The sequence below is a fragment of the Chitinivibrio alkaliphilus ACht1 genome (genome assembly GCF_000474745.1).
Lineage (GTDB): Bacteria > Fibrobacterota > Chitinivibrionia > Chitinivibrionales > Chitinivibrionaceae > Chitinivibrio > Chitinivibrio alkaliphilus.
On sequence record NZ_ASJR01000005.1, the window covers coordinates 66,259 to 85,098 of the forward strand.

Annotated in this window: 19 protein-coding genes; 5 read left to right on the plus strand and 14 right to left on the minus strand. The window is 48.3% G+C overall.

The window, feature by feature from the left end; genetic code table 11:
- Nucleotides 1-183 precede the first annotated feature (183 nt).
- The 3 genes from CALK_RS03435 to prfB are packed head-to-tail and all read right to left on the minus strand — an operon-like array spanning nucleotide 184 to nucleotide 3,676.
- Nucleotides 184-1,158, minus strand: coding sequence for a YbgA family protein (locus tag CALK_RS03435; protein WP_022636260.1), 975 nt, complete (start codon nucleotides 1,156-1,158; stop codon nucleotides 184-186).
- Nucleotides 1,159-1,170: 12 nt separating this feature from the next.
- Nucleotides 1,171-2,580 (minus strand): PP2C family protein-serine/threonine phosphatase, encoded by a 1,410-nt coding sequence (locus CALK_RS03440; protein WP_022636261.1) that lies wholly within the window; start codon nucleotides 2,578-2,580, stop codon nucleotides 1,171-1,173.
- A 1-nt stretch (nucleotide 2,581) separates the two neighbouring features.
- Nucleotides 2,582-3,676, minus strand: a complete 1,095-nt coding sequence (gene prfB / locus CALK_RS03445; protein ID WP_022636262.1) for a peptide chain release factor 2 — start codon at nucleotides 3,674-3,676, stop codon at nucleotides 2,582-2,584.
- A 60-nt stretch (nucleotides 3,677-3,736) separates the two neighbouring features.
- Between prfB and CALK_RS03450 the strand changes: the two genes are divergently transcribed.
- Together CALK_RS03450 and dinB are read left to right on the plus strand one after the other, a co-directional pair.
- Entirely contained in the window at nucleotides 3,737-4,024 is a 288-nt protein-coding gene (locus tag CALK_RS03450) for a YhbY family RNA-binding protein (protein WP_022636263.1), read from the plus strand.
- 1 nt (nucleotide 4,025) lies between these two features.
- A complete protein-coding gene (gene dinB, locus CALK_RS03455) occupies nucleotides 4,026-5,192 on the plus strand; it encodes a DNA polymerase IV (RefSeq protein ID WP_022636264.1) in 1,167 nt (388 codons plus the stop codon).
- A 1-nt stretch (nucleotide 5,193) separates the two neighbouring features.
- Here the strand turns inward: dinB and CALK_RS03460 are convergent, their stop codons facing one another.
- The 3 genes from CALK_RS03460 to CALK_RS03470 all read right to left on the minus strand — a co-directional run bounded on the left by CALK_RS03460 (nucleotide 5,194) and on the right by CALK_RS03470 (nucleotide 8,985).
- Entirely contained in the window at nucleotides 5,194-7,017 is a 1,824-nt protein-coding gene (locus CALK_RS03460) for an ABC transporter ATP-binding protein (RefSeq protein WP_022636265.1), read from the minus strand.
- 39 nt (nucleotides 7,018-7,056) lie between these two features.
- Nucleotides 7,057-7,512, minus strand: a complete 456-nt coding sequence (locus CALK_RS03465; RefSeq protein ID WP_022636266.1) for a hypothetical protein — start codon at nucleotides 7,510-7,512, stop codon at nucleotides 7,057-7,059.
- A 108-nt stretch (nucleotides 7,513-7,620) separates the two neighbouring features.
- Nucleotides 7,621-8,985 carry a phosphoglucosamine mutase gene (locus tag CALK_RS03470; protein WP_022636267.1) on the minus strand — a complete coding sequence of 455 codons (1,365 nt, stop codon included), beginning with the start codon at nucleotides 8,983-8,985 and terminating at the stop codon, nucleotides 7,621-7,623.
- 87 nt (nucleotides 8,986-9,072) lie between these two features.
- Here CALK_RS03470 and CALK_RS03475 point away from each other — a divergent pair, with 87 nt between their 5' ends.
- On the plus strand, nucleotides 9,073-9,648 hold the full coding sequence (locus tag CALK_RS03475) for a GNAT family N-acetyltransferase (RefSeq protein WP_022636268.1): 576 nt from the start codon (nucleotides 9,073-9,075) through the stop codon (nucleotides 9,646-9,648).
- On the opposite strand, the gene CALK_RS03480 is transcribed toward CALK_RS03475, so the two are convergent.
- The 7 genes from CALK_RS03480 to CALK_RS03510 are packed head-to-tail and all read right to left on the minus strand — an operon-like array spanning nucleotide 9,643 to nucleotide 15,639.
- Nucleotides 9,643-10,806, minus strand: coding sequence for a hypothetical protein (locus tag CALK_RS03480; RefSeq protein ID WP_022636269.1), 1,164 nt, complete (start codon nucleotides 10,804-10,806; stop codon nucleotides 9,643-9,645). The two genes, CALK_RS03475 and CALK_RS03480, sit on opposite strands and share 6 nt — an antisense overlap.
- The gene (locus CALK_RS03485) at nucleotides 10,793-11,500 is read right to left on the minus strand and encodes an ABC transporter ATP-binding protein (RefSeq protein ID WP_022636270.1); all 708 of its coding nucleotides are present in this window, start codon (nucleotides 11,498-11,500) and stop codon (nucleotides 10,793-10,795) included. Before CALK_RS03485 ends, CALK_RS03480 begins: the two co-directional genes overlap by 14 nt.
- A 10-nt stretch (nucleotides 11,501-11,510) precedes the next feature.
- A complete protein-coding gene (locus CALK_RS03490; RefSeq protein WP_022636271.1) occupies nucleotides 11,511-12,737 on the minus strand; it encodes an ABC transporter permease in 1,227 nt (408 codons plus the stop codon).
- Nucleotides 12,738-12,746: 9 nt separating this feature from the next.
- Nucleotides 12,747-13,955: an ABC transporter permease gene (locus CALK_RS03495; protein WP_022636272.1), complete on the minus strand. Its 1,209-nt coding sequence runs from the start codon at nucleotides 13,953-13,955 to the stop codon at nucleotides 12,747-12,749.
- The gene (locus CALK_RS03500) at nucleotides 13,955-14,695 is read right to left on the minus strand and encodes an outer membrane lipoprotein-sorting protein (RefSeq protein ID WP_022636273.1); all 741 of its coding nucleotides are present in this window, start codon (nucleotides 14,693-14,695) and stop codon (nucleotides 13,955-13,957) included. The genes CALK_RS03495 and CALK_RS03500 overlap by 1 nt, the downstream gene beginning before the upstream one ends.
- Nucleotides 14,696-14,698: 3 nt before the next feature.
- Nucleotides 14,699-15,010: a winged helix-turn-helix domain-containing protein gene (locus tag CALK_RS03505; RefSeq protein ID WP_022636274.1), complete on the minus strand. Its 312-nt coding sequence runs from the start codon at nucleotides 15,008-15,010 to the stop codon at nucleotides 14,699-14,701.
- Nucleotides 15,007-15,639 (minus strand): hypothetical protein, encoded by a 633-nt coding sequence (locus CALK_RS03510; protein ID WP_022636275.1) that lies wholly within the window; start codon nucleotides 15,637-15,639, stop codon nucleotides 15,007-15,009. The genes CALK_RS03505 and CALK_RS03510 overlap by 4 nt, the downstream gene beginning before the upstream one ends.
- Nucleotides 15,640-15,825: 186 nt before the next feature.
- On the opposite strand from CALK_RS03510, the gene CALK_RS12770 reads away from it, so the two are divergent.
- Nucleotides 15,826-16,281, plus strand: coding sequence for a hypothetical protein (locus tag CALK_RS12770; RefSeq protein ID WP_022636276.1), 456 nt, complete (start codon nucleotides 15,826-15,828; stop codon nucleotides 16,279-16,281).
- Between the two features lie 56 nt (nucleotides 16,282-16,337).
- Here CALK_RS12770 and CALK_RS03520 read toward each other — a convergent pair whose 3' ends face one another.
- A complete protein-coding gene (locus tag CALK_RS03520; RefSeq protein ID WP_022636277.1) occupies nucleotides 16,338-16,799 on the minus strand; it encodes a hypothetical protein in 462 nt (153 codons plus the stop codon).
- 189 nt (nucleotides 16,800-16,988) lie between these two features.
- On the opposite strand from CALK_RS03520, the gene CALK_RS03525 reads away from it, so the two are divergent.
- On the plus strand, nucleotides 16,989-18,839 hold the full coding sequence (locus tag CALK_RS03525) for a TIGR00341 family protein (protein ID WP_022636278.1): 1,851 nt from the start codon (nucleotides 16,989-16,991) through the stop codon (nucleotides 18,837-18,839).
- Nucleotide 18,840: the final 1 nt, after the last annotated feature.

Sequence of the window (18,840 nt, forward strand, 5' to 3'; positions counted from 1 at the left end):
TGATATCTCATCATCACACACATTCACATAGAGTGGGGGGAGTTTCCCACTCGGATACAATATATAAATTTTTTTCCTTTGTAAACAAAAATATACATTTTTCTTTATTTTTTTCTCTCTCAGGGGCTTCTATCCTACTACAAGAGTGCTTTCTCAAAGAAACTCCGTTGTCTCGTTTTCTCCTTATCGTGAACGCCCCTTACCGGAATCCGTAATTTCAACCAGCTGCGGTGGGTAGGGATGTAAGAAAGACTGCTCCAGCAAATAGGTTTGCTCAAAACGAATGGCCGCCGACTCAACTAAATGAAGAAGCACGCTGAGGGGAATCCGCTCATCGCGATACTCCTCAATGGTACGAACAAAATAGTGTCGCTCCTGCTCTGTCAATTTTTTTGAAAATCCCCCCATGGCATGTTCAATTACATTTATCCACTGTCCAGGGGTTGGTATCTTTTTCAAAGCAGGCAAAAAGGACTGCTCATACAGAGAAAACACCTCCTGTATGGGACGGTTTTCGTGGTTTGCCACGAGTTTTCCCAACAGACGAAGGCGCTTTTGATCGCACGCCATGAGCAGATATTTCTGGGACGCATGAAAATCCGAGAGAGCTCGCATAGTTTTCTTCTGCTGCACCACTCGGAGGCCTGCATAGGCAAATATCTGAGTAAAGAAATGTTCACGGATAGTAAAGTTTTTTAATCTTCCCTCATCTTCTACGGCACAGTTCTCATAGGTATTCAGCACAGCCCCACCGAAGAAACCGGGACCACGACGAGTCGATGCACCCCGTGATCTCCCCTGATAGACCTTGACATCCTGAAACCCACAGGAGGGAGACCGATTTTTTAAGAGAAACCCCTCCGCTTCAGGAGGATCTGAAAAGTACGTGGATAGAAATTTGTCCATGGCCTGCGTAACATCTTTTTCAACCGCCGGCTGAAACAGAAATCGCCGCCCCTCCTCCTCTACAATTCGTATGGGGTCACGGGGAATCCCATATCCTGCTTCAACCTCAGGGCATACAGGGAGATATTCGACATAGGGGGCCAAGGCAGAAACAATCTTATCATGAAGGTTTTCACCATTATAGCGACACGCAGCAAAACCGAGACACTTGCTGACAACAATCCGTGGTTTGGGAAATTCAGGAGACGACATGGCAGGTCCTTTTTAAAGATCAATCATACAAAGAGTTACATCATCCGTAAGGGGAACAGCACCAACAAAGAGCTCCATCTCCTTGAGCATATGTTCAAGGGAATCGCCCGGTGCTTCATGACGATATTTTTTTAAGGTACTCACAATGCGTTCGATACCAAAGGGGATTTTCTCGCGGTTAAAAGCCTCGCTCATACCATCCGTATAGAGGAAAAGGCGACTCTCTCCATAGGCGTAGGAAAGAGATACATCGCGTATACCGAGATCGGGGAACATTCCCAGAAAGGTTCCGCAGGAAGAAAGTTCAGACACAGTATTTCTCCGTGTATCAAGCAAATACACAGGGCAGTGTCCAGCGGAGGTAAATACAATTTCACGGGTGTGAACATAGATTCGTCCATAGAAGGCGGTAACAAACTTGCCTGACGGCACGTGTGACACCAATACATTATTAATACGCCGAAAGACCTCTGCGGGGCCGAGATTCGGGTCTGCATATTGACGAAGCAGAACCTTTACCATACCCATAACAAGAGCGGAAGATGTGCCATGGCCGGAAACATCCGCGATAATCACATCGTATACTCCTGGGGCAACCTCAAAGATATCGTAATAGTCGCCCCCGATTTCCTCTTGCGGAATATAGCGAGCAGCAGCCTGAAAACCCTCTTCACAGGGAACGTTCGAAGGCAATAACGCCTGTTGCACCCGACGGGCCTGCTCCTGTTCCTCCTTGTTTCGCCGATTTATATCCCGCAGTTGATTAATCATAAGGATATTGTCTATGATAATACTGGCGGTCTGCACATATACAGAAAGGTTGGCAATGTCTTGATCGAGATGTTCTCCCTCTGCACCGGACGTATCAAGCCAGAAAAAACCAAGAGTTGGCACAGTGCCCCGTTGTAAAAGTCGCCGCTCACATCGTTCTCGCTCCATTTGGGATGAACACGCGGTAAGACGGGCTTTCAGCTGATCTTTTTGAGAAAGATCCCGTAACAAGGGAAAAACAAGGAAGGAATTGGCGTGAAAAACACGTGCCAGAACGTTATCCTCCTCCTGCACCTGCTCTACATGCAGCGGAGTTCCTTCAAAAAGGGATTTTCGCAGGTCCGAATCACACTCTTCTATGGAGAAAAATACGCGAGACAGGGCGTGCTCCTCCTGGGGAGAGAACCCCATGGATCGATCAAGGCGAAGACCATATCGCTGTGCGTCTAAGGCAAAATAGGCAATTTTATCCAGGGACACAACATCACTAATAGAATACAGGAGAATACCAAGCACCTCATCGATGGTGGTTACGCCGTATAAGAGCTCAGTAAAACGTGTAATAATTGTACTTGCCATAAGATCTTGTTGCAGTCGTGCGTTTTCATGCTGCAGCTCATCAATTATGGCCTGATACTCCCCATGTTCCATACTAACTACATTCCAAAAGATATTTTTCTATAAAATCGTCAATGCTCCCGTCGAGAACAGCTTCAACGTTAGAGGTTTCATAACTTGTCCGGTGATCCTTCACCATGTTGTAGGGGTGCATAACGTATGATCGAATCTGACTCCCCCATTCAATTTTTTTCTTTTCGCACATTTTATCCTGAAGTTCAGCTTTTTCAAGCTCTTTATAGTGATGACGCAAACGAGCCTTCAGCATTTTCATGGCGGTCTCACGGTTTTTTATCTGTGACCGCTGACTTTGACACTGCACCACTATGCCGGTTTCCGTATGGGTAATACGCACCGCTGAATCGGTTTTGTTCACATGCTGCCCGCCGGCACCACTGGCACGATACGTATCAATACGTAAATCGCCCTTATTGATATCAAGGTCTATATCTCCTTCTATTACCGGATAGGAATACACAGACGCAAAGGATGTGTGCCGCCGTGCATTAGAGTCAAAGGGAGAAATACGTACCAGCCGGTGCACCCCGTTTTCTGCCTTCAGATGCCCATAGGCATACTCTCCACGAACCTCAAGGGTAACTGATTTTATTCCCGCACCATCACCCGCCTGATACTCTACCATCTCTACGGAAAACCCTTTCTTCTCAAACCATCGTTCATACATACGGTGGAGCATTCCCGCCCAATCACACGACTCTGTTCCACCAGCACCGCTATGTATGGTAAGTATGGCATTAGAGTTATCATCCTCGCCACTCATTTTTAGAAAAAATTCAAGATTTTGGATATCCCGGAGTAAAGACGCGTATGCCGGGGTAAGCTCAGAGAGTGCCTCCGGCTCTTCTATTACTGTCATATCATAGAGTTCTGAAATATCATCTCCCTCAGCGGCCGCCTTTTCCCATGCCTCGACCACATCTTTTAAGCCCTTCATTTTCTGAAGAACTCCCTGGGCCCGTTCGGTATCATTCCAAAAGGCAGGATCCTGCGACTCCGTAGTAAGTTGTGCTACCACATCACACTTCGTATCAATCTCTAAAAGCCGTTTCAGGTCATTTATACGGTGGAGGACTTTCTCAATCTCGTCTTTGGATATATATTCTTCCATATTTTCTCCTATTTGGGATAGAATATACATATTGTACTACCGCTCAAGGAGGCTATAATAATGGCACTGGAAAAGAAGGAAATCAAAAGATTGAAAGGGCTTGCTCATAGTATAAAGCCCGTTGGACGCGTGGGTAAAGAAGGCATGAGTGAAGCCCTAACAGCTGCTGTTGAAGAGGCTCTTACCGCACGGGAATTAATCAAAATAAAATTTCTTGAAACCGCTGATTTCGACAAGAAAAATGATCCTGCACAATTAGCGCAGCGGCTCAATGCTGAAGTGGTCGGCATCATTGGTCATACGGTTATCCTCTATCGTTATAACAAGGACCTCACACGGCATATCTAAGATGGAACGGGTTATTTTCCATGTTGATATGGATGCCTTCTTTGCAGCCATAGAGCAACGCGATACACCACGCTATCGCGGTGCGCCCGTCATTGTCGGAGCAGCCCCAGGATCCCGCGGAGTGGTCTGCGCGGCAAGTTATGAAGCACGAGCATACGGGGTACACTCTGCCATGCCCATACACATGGCGGTTCAGAAATGCCCCCACGCCTTTTTCGTTCCGCCCCGAAAAGATGCCTACCACGCCGTATCATCTTCACTCATGAAGCTTCTCGGCTCATACTCCCCGCTCTGTGAGCCACTCTCCATTGACGAAGCGTTTCTAGACATGAGCGGTACAGAACGACTTTTGGGGCCTCCTGAAGAGGTTGCTCGCCACATCTCACAGGCCATGGAAGAGACCTTGGAACTTACCTGCTCCATCGGTATCGGGCCAAACAAACTCATGGCTAAAATTGGATCAAATCAACAAAAACCCCGTGGCATTACCCGTATGCCCTTTACCCCGCACGAAATAGTTTCGTGGCTTGCACCGCATCCCGTAGAAATACTCTGGGGGGTTGGCCGGCAAACTGCTCGTATCCTGGCTGATAAAAATATCACCACTGTGGGAGAACTCCAGAAATGTAGTCAGAGGGAGCTCGTATCCCTTTTGGGAAAAGCCGGCATGGATTTGTTTTGGCGCTGTCGTGGCATTGACGAACGTCCCGTCACCCCCACGGAAGAAACACAAAGTATTGGACGAGAAACGACCTTCCAAACAGATTGCGGTGACTATGAGGAAATACGCAAAACACTGCTGCGATTTTCTGAGGAAGTGGCTCGTAGAGCAAGGAAAAAAAATCTGCGCGGACGCAGTATCAGCTTAGTGTATCGTACCGGGAAGGGGCGGCGATGCCGCAAAAGCATTCGCCATGATGGTGCCTGTACCACCTACGATATTTTCACCCCCCTCATGCAACTCCTTACCACCCACTGGATGAGTATCACCCCATTCCGTCTTGTGGGAGTCACCCTCTCAGATTTCTCCGTGGAGATGCAGCAATGTTTTCTTCCCCCAGAAGCTCCATCGGAGCAAAAAACTCAGTGGAACACCGGTGATTACCTCACGGATATGGTATTGCAAAAAAAGGGAATACCGCCCCTACAACGGGGACGTCTACTCTAACTTAGGAAAACTGAATATCGTAGAGTTCCTTATATCGTCCTCCGCGTCGAAGCAGTTCCTCATGGGTGCCCGATTCCACAATCCGCCCCGCATCAAGGACGATGATTGCATCTGCGCCGATAACCGTAGAAAGACGATGGGCAACGACCAGGGTGGTTCTATTTTGAATCAGTCGATCAATAGCCTCCTGCACCAGACGCTCAGACTCGGTATCGAGGGCCGATGTCGCTTCATCGAGAATCAACACCGACGGATCGCGGTACAACGCGCGGGCAATGGCCAAACGTTGTCGCTGCCCTCCGGAAAGGCTTACTCCGTTTTCACCGATATGGGTCTCTTCCCCCTGGGGCAACGCCTCTATAAACTCTGTGGCATTAGCCGCTGCAAGAACCTGTACGAGGCGATCTCTGTCAATATGAGGAGCACCATAGGCCACATTTCGCGCCACCGTATCATTAAATAGGAGAGGATCCTGGGAGACCGTTCCAAATAAACTCCGCAACGATCCCAGTGTGTATTCTTCCACAGGGGTTCCATCTATCCGTATTTCGCCCTCTGTGGCTGCATAATAGAGCGGAAGCAGGTCGAGTATTGTTGATTTACCCGAACCGCTTGAGCCAACTAAGGCAACCATCTGCCCCTTTTGTACGGTAAAAGAAATATCCCGAAGAACCTGCGCATCATAGCCGGGGTAGGAAAAAGAGACCTGATCAAAGACAATGTCATTTTGCAATGTGTCTATCTTCTGACAGCCACGATCATCCTCAGAGGGGATATCCATCACGGCAAAAACCCGGTCAGCGGCGGAGCGACCCTTCTGCAAGTAGCCATGAATTTTTGTCAGACTCTTTATGGGGCTAAAGGTAGAAAAAATAATGAGAAGAAACCGCAGAAAGTCTTCGGAGGAAAAATTCGATGAACCGTCAATAATTCCCCGTCCGGCAAACCAGAGTAAAATGCTTGTCATGAGCAGGGAGATAAATTCATTAAAGGGAGATAAGGCGGCAGATATGCTGCTTTCTCGAAAGGCATCCCGCGTATAGCGGGCATTTGCCCCATGGAATTTTTGAGATTCATACCCCTCTCCGCGAAACATCTTTACGACCTTTATGCCAAAGATTGTCTCGTTGGTTGTTTCTACCATAGAAGAAAAGGAGCGCAACATGCGTCGGGCACGCCGACGAATGGCTCCACCGCCCTTAAATAACACCAGCATTACCACCGGATAAATAAGAAAGATAACCAAGGTGAGCAGGGGGTTGATGATAAAGAGAAGTGTTGTAAAAAGCAGAAGTTTCAAGGGCTCTGTCAAGAGCTGATTAATTGACTTTTTCAAGGATTCCTGAATATCCGTAATATCTCGTACCACCGTAGATACAATTGCTCCGCTTTGACGACTATTAAAATAGGCCATGGGAAGCGAGAGAAGATGATCGTAAAAACGGTTGCGAATAGATTCAACCACCCTGAGATTCAGAAAAGATATAAGAATAGATTTAATATAGAGAACGGTATTTTTCATCGCAAAGAGCACGGGGATCATGATACAGATTGTACGGAGAGCCTCCACATTTGTTCGTGCTCCATTCATGGTAAGAACACGCCACGTATGATATTTCAGCCACTGATTGATATTCTGAAAAGAAAACTCAACCGCAGGAACCTGCTCTATGGTTTCAGAAAAAATGATATCAAGAAGAGAGCTGGCAAACCAGAGCGTTACACCTTCGAGAAACACGAAAATGAGAGTTGTGCTAATTACAGCGAAGAAAAGCAGTTTATGGGGCGCCAAGAAAGAGAACAGTCGTTTATAGCCCGTATTCATTACAACACCTTTACAAAGAAGGAGAAGAATATACCTTTCCTACGGCAGATTAAAGATATTTTTCTTTATTTTGCTATACATTTTACGCCGCTCCATCTCATGGAGATTTTTTTTGATATCAAGGAGTTTTGCTTTTCCCGCTGCTTTTATTTTGTCAGGAGCAGCTTCAAGGGCAGTGAAAAAACTCGCAAGATGTTCCAGCTCACCCTTAAGCTGGTCTCGATGGTTATGAAAACGCTTTTCTTCAAGCTTTGCCACGACAACCGCAGCCTCATCCAGCATCTTGCGATATCTCTCTGTCTTATGTCGCACAGACTGCACACGTTGCTTGACAATTTTGGTAATTTCTCCTTTTATTTTCTCCACATCAGCCGCAGAGGCCTTCGGGGTAATCTGGATACCATCTAACCCATTGGCAACAAAACGTTCGGTGATTCCCAAAATCTCCTCTGCCTCTTGGCTCGCATCACGCAAAATATCCAGATGGGTTTCCACATCTTTTTTAGTTGATAGTCGATAAAGTTAATTTTTGTCATTATAGCTCCTTCGCTCATGCCAGCCGTAGTATATCATAGACTGGAATTAAAAAACAGGGGACCTCCCCTATTTTTTCAAAAAATGCAACACTTCCTGCGCATACTGCTCAGCCCGTGTGTAATCTTTTCCTTCGGCATAACACCGTAAAATAGGTTCTGTATTTGATGCTCGCACATGGACCCATCCATCGGGATAGGTAATTTTAACACCATCCTGTGTGTCTATCTTAGCACCCTTTTGGGCAAAATATCGCTCCGCCGCACCAAGGAGCTCCTCTGCTTCGCTGCGAGAAGAAACAGCAACCTTTTCTTTCACCAAGGGGTATTCCGTCCATTTTCCTGTAAGCCCCATTACCGTAGTTGCCCGTTTTGCCAACAGTTCAAGAATGAGAGCCGTTGCCCCTAAGCCATCACGCACTGTACTGATTTCCGGAAAAATTACGCCTCCATTTCCCTCTCCACCAATACGGCACTCCTCTCTCTGGATTGCCTCAACAACATTCGCTTCACCAATTTTTGTGCGGTACACCGATACTCCATAGGCATCTGCCACATCATCTATTACCATGGAAGTAGAAAGATTTGTAGCAATGTTTCCCGGGGTCCGCTCCAAAACATTTTCAAGGGCAAGAACCAAGGTCATCTCTTCACTGACCGCCTCTCCCTTTTCTCCCATGAGAGCAAGCCGGTCTGCATCGGGGTCATAGACAAATCCGCCACAAAACCCGTCCTTTGACCCGAGAAGTGCCGCCAAATCTCCCAAATGCTCAGGACGTGGCTCTGGATTGTGCACAAAGTCGCCATCCAACTTGGTATGCACCCCTTCCCAGGATACGTTGAGACGAGTAAGCAGAGCAGGAAAAATCACCCCTGCAGCACCGTTTATAGCATCCACGGCAACATGAAGATCTGCCGCCGCTATGGCGGCTGTATCAACGGCGTCACAAATAGCGTCTATATGAGGCGTAACCGCATCCACCTTCTCTGCGGGGGAACCATCATAGCGAAGAAACTCGGGAGCCGAAGGATAGTCTCCTTGCTCAAAGGCCTCGTAGACAGCATCACACTCCGCACCCGAAAAAAGCCGGCCATGACGGTGCACCATTTTATATCCGTTATATGGCAAAGGGTTATGGCTTGCCGTAATAATAACACCCCCATCGGCTGCACCGTGGGCAACGGCAAAGCATGTGGTGGGAGTTGGGGCGATACCAATGGATACGGGGGTTCCCCCAGCAGCACGAATCCCTCGACAGATCGCCTTTTCTATGGCCGGACCGGAGGGACGTGTATCACGACCGACAATCATTCTCTTTGCCCCCCCCGCATGCATCGTCTGGATATAGGCGATGGCGGAAACAAACTCTTCTGTCAACACTTCCGGGTAGAGTCCCCGAATTCCCGATACGGACATTATGGGCAAGGGTGCCATGTATTCTCCTTGTACTTTTTCTGATCAGACAGTACAATATATAACATCGATCTACTCTCTGCATATCCTATTTTCAGGAGTACCACCATGGAACGAGCAACCCGTGCCGATCTTTCACTTATTGTACACATCCTATCCACCTGTTTTTACCATGACCCCTACATCCGGTGGCTTCTTATGACAGAAAAAAAAGAGTCCCTTCCCATACACCATCTGATGCGCTGCATTGCCGACATACTCTTTCGCGTTGGAGATATATATGTCACACCGGGCAGAGAGGGGGTTGCTCTTTGGGATACAGAAGCAAGCTCACTCTTCTCTGTTCAGACACTCCCTGCCTACCTACGCCTCATACTCCACCTTGGACCACAACGGTTCATCCGTGCCTATACAGCCAGTACAGAAACGGCAAAACGACTCCCTGAAGGACCATACACACACCTATTCATGATCGCCGTGCTCCCCCAATACCGTCGGCACGGGTGGGCTCGCTCACTCATTAGCCCCATGACCGAAGACTCCCGTACCCATCCTCTCTATGTTGAAACAGCAACAGAACAGAATAGGAAGATGTATGAGTCTCTCGGATTCATTTGGTTTGATACGATCTACCTAGACACCAAATCACCTCTCTATTTTCTGCGGAAGACTCTCCCTTCATAAATACCACCGGATTCCCCCGTATACCATACGATGAGCCGAGGAAAACTCTGCAGAATCTCCGCCGATACCACCCTGAAAAGCTGCTGAAAGGACAATATTGTCCCGCCGCCGCAAACTGGTTTCCACCATGGCACCCACAGATACGGAGGGATCTTCCACTGCTGCCAGCACATGCGTAGACAGCAAAGTAAGGGGGGTAATTTCAAAGCTTTTCTGCACACCGCCGTAGTGGGTGTTTTTCAGATATATCTGGCCCTGTGTACGCGCGGTGATATAGTCTTCTGCCGATAGGGAGGCACCGTTATAGTGATACTCCCCGCGCAGGGTCAGCCGCGGGGTAAAACGATACAGCAGCCCCGTGGTGAGACGGAAGTAGTCATCATCCTCATGGTCCTCTTTTTCCGAATTTATTGAAAAAACATGGGCCATCTCCAGGGAAAATCCCGCATCGAGAATGCTTTTTTCGTAGTCTATCCCGGCAAGGACATTTTCCTGAAATACAATACATATGGGAGAAATATCCCCCAGGGTGGAATGGACAAGCCGTGTCCGCATGAAGGCGGCACTCTTTTCCCATGCAAAGGAATCTCCCCCCACATACCCCGCTTCAAGCTCATTCATGGCCCCCCAGGGCAAACGAAAGACAAGGCCATCCACACCCCGCCGAAATTCACTGTCTACGGCAGTAAAGGTGAAGGGGGCAATAATATCCGTGGGACTTACAAAAAAGGAGCTTCCCCATCCAAGGGACTGCCGCCCCAGGGTAAGACGCCCCGCACCGGCGGGGACACTGATATAGAGACGATCCAGATCGTGATATATGACAGAAGCAGCATCATCTCCGGGGGAATCGGGCAGAAGGACCGCAGAAAAATCTCCAACCCGATACCCCTCGTGGGGGATTTCATTGTATCCCCGAAGGTCAGACGGTGTATTTTCGCTGTATAATCGGGGAGCCAACTCATACACAGCTCCACCACGTATCCCCCGGGGGAAAAAGAACTCCCCCTCGCCACGAATCCCCGTACGAAGAACCGACCATGACTGATCATCCCGGACAACACCCATGGGCCATGCACGAAGGGAGCCATGCCAATCCACCTCCACGGCACCAAGCCACTGTATACACACAAATACGATAATACTACCCAACAGCACGGGAGCCCCCCTCCTCCGTGTCAGAGTCGATCATTCCATCTCGAATAACCACGGTACGGCGGGCCCGTTCCATAATCCGGGGATCATGGGTGGAAAAAAGAAAGGTCATATCCTCCTCGGCATTGAGGGACTGCATCATATCAAGAAGGGCGGCACCGGTCTTTGAATCAAGGTTTGCCGTCGGTTCATCGGCAATAATAATTTGCGGTCGTGATGCCATGGCCCGGGCAATGGCAACACGCTGCTGTTGTCCCCCCGAAAGTTTTGCGGGAACCCGTTTTTCATACCCCGCAAGGCCAACCTCTGCCAGGATACGCGCCACCCGTTCCTGTCTGGTAGCCTTGTCAACCCCCTGAAGCAGCATAATATACTCCACATTTTCCGCCACGGTAAGAACGGGGATGAGGTTGTACGCCTGAAAAACAAAGCCAATATTGTCACGACGGAAAAGGGAGAGCTCGCGGCTGCTCATGGCCGACACATCCACGCCGTGAATACAGACCTTTCCCGAGGTGGGACTGTCAATACCGGTGATACAGTTCATGAGTGTTGTTTTTCCCGACCCGGAGGGACCCACAACGGCGGTAAATTCGCCCTTTTGTATGGTGAGATCAACCCCACGCAGGGCGTGGACGGCAACCTCTTTTTTTCCATAGGTTTTTGTGATATTTTTTGTAGTAATAACGGTATTCATAAAATTCTCCTTAGATACTTTTTTTCATGGCCTGTGACGGAGACATATATCCGATATACAGGGCCGGGTATATACTTATTATAAGAGTAAGGGCCGATATGATAAGGGGGTATACCACAAATTGATAGAGACGTGCCGCAGGATAAATATGCTCATAGATAGTCATTCCACCAAACTCTATATCATTCCAGTTAATTCCCGTGCGACTTACCACAAAAACAGCCGCACCGCCAAGGAGTATTCCCCCTGCACAGCTGAGGAGAGAAAGCCATCCCGCCTCATAGATAATCATGCGGATAATCTGCGGGCGTGTGGTTCCCAGGGATTTTAACACACCAAACTCAAAAAACCGCTCATAAATAGACATAAAAAGGGTATTGATAACCGTAAAGGCAACAATGACAAAGAGAATCCCCCCGAGAATCATCATACTCCACTGTGTCATACCCATAAGGCTGTACAGCTGCGGCATGAGTTTATCCCAGGTCTCAAAGAGAATCTCCTCTGAAGAGTAGGTCTTTCCCAGAAGGGTATCCTCCGCAGCCTTCCGGGGAGACTGTTTCAGGGAAAGGGCTACCTGTGTATATCCCCCCTCAGAGCGACCCAGCATATGTTGTGCCGTTTCAGCATGTATAAGTGCCACCAATCCGTCCATATCATCGGAACCAAAACTGTATAGTCCGTCCAGACGCATGTATTCCTGGCGCCGCTCCCCCGTTTCGGAATCTGCCACGCTCACAATAAGATGGTCCCCCAGGGATACGTTGAGATCCTGTGCTGTTTTTTTTCCCAGGACAAGGGAATTTTTTTGGGGGAGAAATGTGCTTTCCGGTGACAGTCGCTGGGCAATTCGCGTAATATTTTTTTCCCGTTCCGGATGAACCCCCCAGACCTCAACCCCCGTTGAATTTCGGGCAGAACTGACAAGGCCCGGAGAAACAAGGCGGGGTGAAGAGGCGATGATCCTGTCATCCTCACGCAGAGACCGGGCCAGCTCTTCATAGGCAGGTATCGTGTGATGCGCCTCGGGGTCTTCCTTATAGGCACGGGAGTGTATCTGGGCATCACCGGTAAAACTTGCCGTTCCGTTGCGGATCATATTATCAATCATCCCAGTAATAAAGGCATCGGCAAAGATCAGTCCTGCCATACCCACACTTATTGCAAGGGTTGTTATTGCTGTTCTGCGGGCATTTCGGAAAAGATTACGTCGTGCTGTTGTACATATAATACTCATACTCTCTCCTCAATCAATACGCATGGTATCCGCCGGATTTGTCCGGGCGGCCTTCATGGCGGGAAAAAGACTCACAAAAAGGGTTACGACCCCCACAACCACTGCCGGAAGGGTAAAGCTCAGGGGTATAATATCGGCGTAAATATGGCTCCAGACAACTCCCCCGAAGGTAAAGGGGTCACTCAGGGGGATTCCCTCTGTGGCAAAATAGTAGCTCCCCGACCATGAAAGGGGAAGGGCAACAAGAATTGAAAGGATGGCAAGAATCATCATCTCCGCCACAATGAGCCCAAAAACCTGACCGGGAGTTGTCCCCACAGCCTTTAATACCCCGTATTCACGCTGACGCTCCAAAACAGCCATTAAAACCGTATTGAGAATACCAAATCCCACAATGATCAATATGACAGTTACCCCCACAATCCCTCCTTTCTGATCTGCCTGCATCGCCTCGTAGAGGGAACGATTAAACTCCTGCCAGGGCTCAGCTATATATGGATCAGAAAGGCTTTTTTGTACCTCTGCGGCAAGGTTGCGGGCATTTTCATGTGTACCCACAAGGGATATTTCATGGACCCGATCCCACAATTCATAATACTCCTGGGCAATATCAAGGGGCATCAGCAGAAGCGATTCACTGATGCGCTGCTGATCCGGAGAAACAATGCCCCGTACGGAAAAAATATCCTCCGCAACCCGCCCATAGGCCGTCTGGGAAAACAGATACAGGGTATCTCCGGGGGCAACACGCAGACGCCGGGCAAGGTGCTTGCCCAAAAGGACTTCCGCCTTTTGCGACCGCATATACTCCCCTTCAGTCACCCGGCCGCCATAGGAAAAAACCTCATCATGACGTCGGGGATCAACGGCCCGTACCGATACGGGAAGACTGCGAGTATCTGTTGCCGCAAGGCCGCTGCCAAAGAGTTCTGCCGTGGCAAAGGCCACATCTTCCCGATCTTCCATTGTGCCGAGTACATCCCGGTAATTATCAATGGTATAATACATATCGGGGGTGGAGCGGTATGTGGAGTGGGCGATTTTTACATGACCCGTTTCATTGCGCGTTAATTCCCGTATAATAACATTGTACGATCCCACATTAAAGGCAATAGCCAGGGATGCCATAAAAAAGCCCGCAGTCATGGTAAGAAGGGTCAGGGCGGAACGCCGTTTCTGCCGGAAAATATTTCGAAAGGCTATTTTGAGCAATACCATTATTCCTCCCGTACCGGTTCCCGAAGAGCCGCTGTGGAAAAACGATCCTGTGAAAGGGTAACATCAAATTCCAGATCAAGATAGTGCAGCACCGTTTTTCTGTTTTCTTCATCCTGAGGAACAAGCTCCAGTGTTGCCGGAATTGTTCTGTCTCCGAAGGTCTGAATATTTTTGAAGTTCATTATCCGTACCAATTCGCCGTGTTCATCATAAAACTCCTGTTTCACGGGAAGATTATCCTCCCGTCGGACCTGAATCCTGAGCTCTCCCCAGATAATTGCCCGATCTTTTTGGGGAACAGCTGAAAAATAACGATACTCACTGTCTTCCTGTACAAGTGATACCTCATAATCATCCTTCAGGGTATAGGCTCCGGTCAGGTCGTCATTGGTAAAATCAGAGCCCATCCAGTCAGACATCATCATGGACGGCGGGATTTTTGTAATACGTTCTGTGCGGGGCATATAATTCCACAGCTCCGTACCCACCTTCAGGGTGCCCATATTGCGTTCCCTCCGCGGAGATATCACCTTTATCAACATTTTCTCCTGGCCGTGGGTCCAGCTGAGCATTTCCATTTCCCGCTCCCAGTGGGGCGTGGTAATCTCCATGCGCATCCTCCCCCGGGATGAACTGCTTCGATACAAATCATCAAAGGTGGATACAAATTCCTCCAACGCCGTGTCTGATGCATACACTGCACCGATCATCATAGATACCACTGTCAATATACGCAACATACGCTACTCCTCTGAATCTGGTGTTGTTATTATTTTTTCTAAAAAAGAGACATATTCCGAAAAGGCCCGGCGCCCCCGCGGGGTTATTTCATAGGTTGTACGGGGACGATTATTTTTAAAGCTCTTATGAATACGAATATATCCGGCATCATCCAACTGTTTTCCGTGGGAACTGAGATTGCCCCGGGTAATATCCAGTTTTTTCTGCAGCGTGGGAAAATCCTGACGGGGAGCTGCAATGAGCAAAGCCATAATACGCAGCCTGACCGGAGCCGACAGGAGGCGCTCCACCTTTTTTAAATCCCCCTGTTTCATGGCAACACCCGTTTTCGCTGCATCGCAATATCCACTCCCCCGGCAAAAAGTACCACCCCGAAACCAAGACCAGCAAATATCCATGGATGCCCCATAAGAAAAAAGAGACCCAACACCGCAACACCAATAAAAAGATAGGCAAGGCGGGTGTAGCAGGAAAGATGGAACAACACGCCCATACTATTTGTGCTGTACCCAAAAATAAACAGTAAGGCCGGTATCACATACACAGAATGACCGGCGTATATAAGATAGGTTATCACTGTAACGGCCGTTATAATATGGGGGGTATAAAAGGCAATAAATCGTGTGGTGAGAATACTGTTTTCTATGAGTGTTCCCAGGGGAACCCCGTTTTTATCCGCTGCGGCTTGTATACAGCGCACCTTTAAAAACGTAAGCAGAAACAAGACAGCACCCCCGACAAGGAGAAGGTTTGACACGGCCACATCTGCCTGATGCATCTGAAACAAAAGAATAATTGTGGCCAGTATAGAGCCTGCGGACACCATAAAATAGGTTCCAAAGGCAAGTAATATAATGCGGAAATAGCGGGCACCCTCTGAAATATCCAGGGTGTCACGAATAATACTGAGATTTTCCCGGGCCTGATCTTTCTTTTGACTCACAGACAAGACTCCTTTTCAAACAAGTTTGCACTACAAACAATATATACAAAAAACTAAGAAGTTCAATAAAAAAGTGAATGTTTATTCTCTCTTTGTATCTTTTTTGACGTTGCTATTAATAATTACAGGGGAATATTCGCAACACGGGGGGAGTCCCTTTTTGTTTTTTCCATAAGGAGCATCTTTATGAAGTTTCTTGTCTTTTGTATCACGTTCTTTTCCTTTGTCCTTTTGGCAGGTTGCGCCCGCGAGCATGATGTTATTGGTGATCCACACATGGATGAGCCTGCAGCAACAGAGCCATACACGGGAGACACCGGGGAAGAAGAACCACCCATGGATGACCCTCATGGTGATCCACACATGGATGACCCTCATGGTGATCCACACATGGATGACCCTCACGGTGATCCGCACATGGATGACCCTCACGGTGATCCACACATGGATGACCCTCACGGTGATCCACACATGGATGACCCTCATGGTGATCCGCACATGGATGACCCTCACGGTGATCCACACATGGATGAGCCTCATGGTGATCCACACATGGACGACCAACACATGGATGCCCCACAGCTGGACGATCAGCACATGGACGACCCACACGACGGGGGCGACGAACTACAGATACAGTAATATCTGGTATGGCAGATATGACGTGCCATAGGCACTGACGGGCACGTCATACCTGCTCATCTATTTTCCAAACCGCGGCCTTTGCGCTCTTGACGAATAGTATCATGATTTGCTTCAATATACGAAAGTAGCTCCGCAAGTCCCGCACGCTCCGTTTCATGTGCTTCAGCAAATTTTTCTTTGCAAGTCCATTCGTTCGGGGTAGCAAGATCCCACGCAAGAACTGCTCGTATACAGTCGGCCCACTCCTGCGGATCACCCCCAATATATTCATTCACTACTCCACCGAGAACTGAATGTAGTAACCCGAAAAGTATTTCCTCAGACTCTGAAATCTGTTCTGCCTGAGCTGTTCGATGTATACGAAATCGCAACTGGCCTGCATAAAACCAGAACGCAGCCTCACTCATATCTTCCATCCCCCCTGCATAATAATACATCTGAACAGGATGCTCTGTTGCAGCCATGGCAGGAGAAAAATCATCGAGGGGATCAAGCCCCGGGAAGTATGCAGACACGACAAAGATAAAGACCGCTCAAAAAGAACACCCGCAAGAAGAATTGCATAAGAAGTTACTCCGTACTGCTTAAAGGAATACTGGCCACTTTCTGCGCTCTCAAACAAGTTCAATAATACATCCTGCTCCTACAAAATGAATGTCTTTCGTATATATTAATGCTATACTAGAAAAAAAACAGGAGTACCCATGTGGCATATTATTTCTGAAGAAGAACAGTATGAATATATCCGCGAACAAACAGGCTCTCTTCATGAAGCCTATTCACTTCAGTACCTTGTCTTTGAAGAAACTATCCAGCTACCACAAGAATCCCGGGTTCTTCTGTTTCTTCCCGATGCACATATAAAAAAACTGCTTCCCCATCTTATAGACCAACACTGTGTGGTATCTGTGCTCCCCCATCCCGAAGCACGGGAAGCAGCACTTTCCTTGGGCGTGCATGCCTCTTTAGAAAAAGAGATTAACCATATCCAAAACGCCCCCGATCCAATAACCATGGACATACTCTACTGTAATGATATCCCTGTCTTCAACGCCCTTATTATTGGAAGAGGCTTTCCCACATCATCAAATAATTCGAAAACAAAGCTCCAGCTAAGCCACCTTTTTCGTCTCTTTAACAGCATTCCCTTTCAAGTCAATATTGCCATCTCCGATGACAAAGAACTCACCACAGCTGCCACGGGTGTGATAATCTCTCAACATCGCAAAAGCACCATTCTTTCACGGCTGATTCTGGAAGATTCAACCATAAATGACGACCGCATGTTTTTATTTATCATCGCCCCACGAAGTATTGGAGATATCTGTCGTGTAATACTGCGTTCTTTTTTACAGAAAAACAGGCTTCCCTCCTTTGGAGGCATAATAAAAAGTACGAAGGCAACCCTCTCGTTTCCACAGGGAGAACGGGAGTTTACCCTAGACAAAGAGAGTTACCGTGAAAAAAGCCTCTCCCTCCGGGTAGAAGCACAGGCCATACGCATGATTCCGGGAAGCGGCTTTGATAGAAACATGCTTGCACAGTCTGAAGGCACCAATGTGTACAAAGTGCAAAACCTTCCTTCACCGGAGGTGGCTCAAGCCCTTAGTACACACCGCCTTCCCTTGATTCGACGGGCATCAACGGATGAGTTCCGTGATCTTTTTCAAATACTGCGAAATAATGCCACCCTCCATACCCCCTACATTGTACTCATTGTCTTATCCACCTTGTTGGCAACCCTCGGGCTTTTCACCAATTCAGTTCCGGTGGTAATCGGTGCCATGATTTTAGCCCCTCTCATGGGGCCAATCATCTCCCTGAGCATGGGAGTACTTCGACAGGATAAAAAGCTCACCCTTTCCAGTGTGACCACCATTGGAAGCAGTGTCTGCATGTCCCTTGGTGCAGCAACCCTTCTTACCTATTTCATGCCGCTCTCCACACCGGGAACAGAAATACTCTCCCGCACGCATCCCACCTTGCTTGATTTAGGCATCGCTGCAATCTCCGGATGCGCCGGAGCCTATGCCCACGCCCGGGAAGATCTTGCCAAAACCCTCGCAGGAGTGGCCATTGCCGTAGCACTCATCCCTCCCTTGGCCGTAACCGGCATTGGAATTGGGTGGGGACGATTTGATATTTTCGGTGGAGCAGCCCTGCTGTTTACGACAAACCTTGCAGGAATTACCCTGGCAGCAGCCCTCACCTTTCTTGTTCTCGGTTTCAGCCCCATAAAAAGATCACTGCGAGGTATGGCGGTCTCCCTCACAGTGGTGGCACTTCTTTCTATTCCCCTGGCAATGAGTTTTCACCACACCGTTTCTACACAACGTATGATACGCAATCTGGAAAAGAAAACCTTCTCCGTAGGAATGCTTCGCAACGTACAGGTGGAAACAAATACTCCTCTTACTCTCTCCTTTCGCCTGGTACACCACACTCCTCCCACCGCAGATGATCTTTCATACTTACAAAATTCCCTCGAAGAGATATTACATACACCCCTTTCTATTGAAGTCACTCCAACTATTTCGCCTCTCAAGGAGCACTAAA

What these genes read in the sequence shown, in the direction of transcription:
- CALK_RS03435 (WP_022636260.1), bottom strand. Translation starts at nt 1,158, where the DNA reads ATGTCGTCTCCTGAATTTCCCAAACCACGGATTGTTGTCAGCAAGTGT.
- CALK_RS03440 (WP_022636261.1), bottom strand. Translation starts at nt 2,580, where the DNA reads ATGGAACATGGGGAGTATCAGGCCATAATTGATGAGCTGCAGCATGAA.
- prfB (WP_022636262.1), bottom strand. Translation starts at nt 3,676, where the DNA reads ATGGAAGAATATATATCCAAAGACGAGATTGAGAAAGTCCTCCACCGT.
- CALK_RS03450 (WP_022636263.1), top strand. Translation starts at nt 3,737, where the DNA reads ATGGCACTGGAAAAGAAGGAAATCAAAAGATTGAAAGGGCTTGCTCAT.
- dinB (WP_022636264.1), top strand. Translation starts at nt 4,026, where the DNA reads ATGGAACGGGTTATTTTCCATGTTGATATGGATGCCTTCTTTGCAGCC.
- CALK_RS03460 (WP_022636265.1), bottom strand. Translation starts at nt 7,017, where the DNA reads ATGAATACGGGCTATAAACGACTGTTCTCTTTCTTGGCGCCCCATAAA.
- CALK_RS03470 (WP_022636267.1), bottom strand. Translation starts at nt 8,985, where the DNA reads ATGGCACCCTTGCCCATAATGTCCGTATCGGGAATTCGGGGACTCTAC.
- CALK_RS03475 (WP_022636268.1), top strand. Translation starts at nt 9,073, where the DNA reads ATGGAACGAGCAACCCGTGCCGATCTTTCACTTATTGTACACATCCTA.
- CALK_RS03485 (WP_022636270.1), bottom strand. Translation starts at nt 11,500, where the DNA reads ATGAATACCGTTATTACTACAAAAAATATCACAAAAACCTATGGAAAA.
- CALK_RS03490 (WP_022636271.1), bottom strand. Translation starts at nt 12,737, where the DNA reads ATGAGTATTATATGTACAACAGCACGACGTAATCTTTTCCGAAATGCC.
- CALK_RS03495 (WP_022636272.1), bottom strand. Translation starts at nt 13,955, where the DNA reads ATGGTATTGCTCAAAATAGCCTTTCGAAATATTTTCCGGCAGAAACGG.
- CALK_RS03500 (WP_022636273.1), bottom strand. Translation starts at nt 14,695, where the DNA reads ATGTTGCGTATATTGACAGTGGTATCTATGATGATCGGTGCAGTGTAT.
- CALK_RS03505 (WP_022636274.1), bottom strand. Translation starts at nt 15,010, where the DNA reads ATGAAACAGGGGGATTTAAAAAAGGTGGAGCGCCTCCTGTCGGCTCCG.
- CALK_RS12770 (WP_022636276.1), top strand. Translation starts at nt 15,826, where the DNA reads ATGAAGTTTCTTGTCTTTTGTATCACGTTCTTTTCCTTTGTCCTTTTG.
- CALK_RS03525 (WP_022636278.1), top strand. Translation starts at nt 16,989, where the DNA reads ATGTGGCATATTATTTCTGAAGAAGAACAGTATGAATATATCCGCGAA.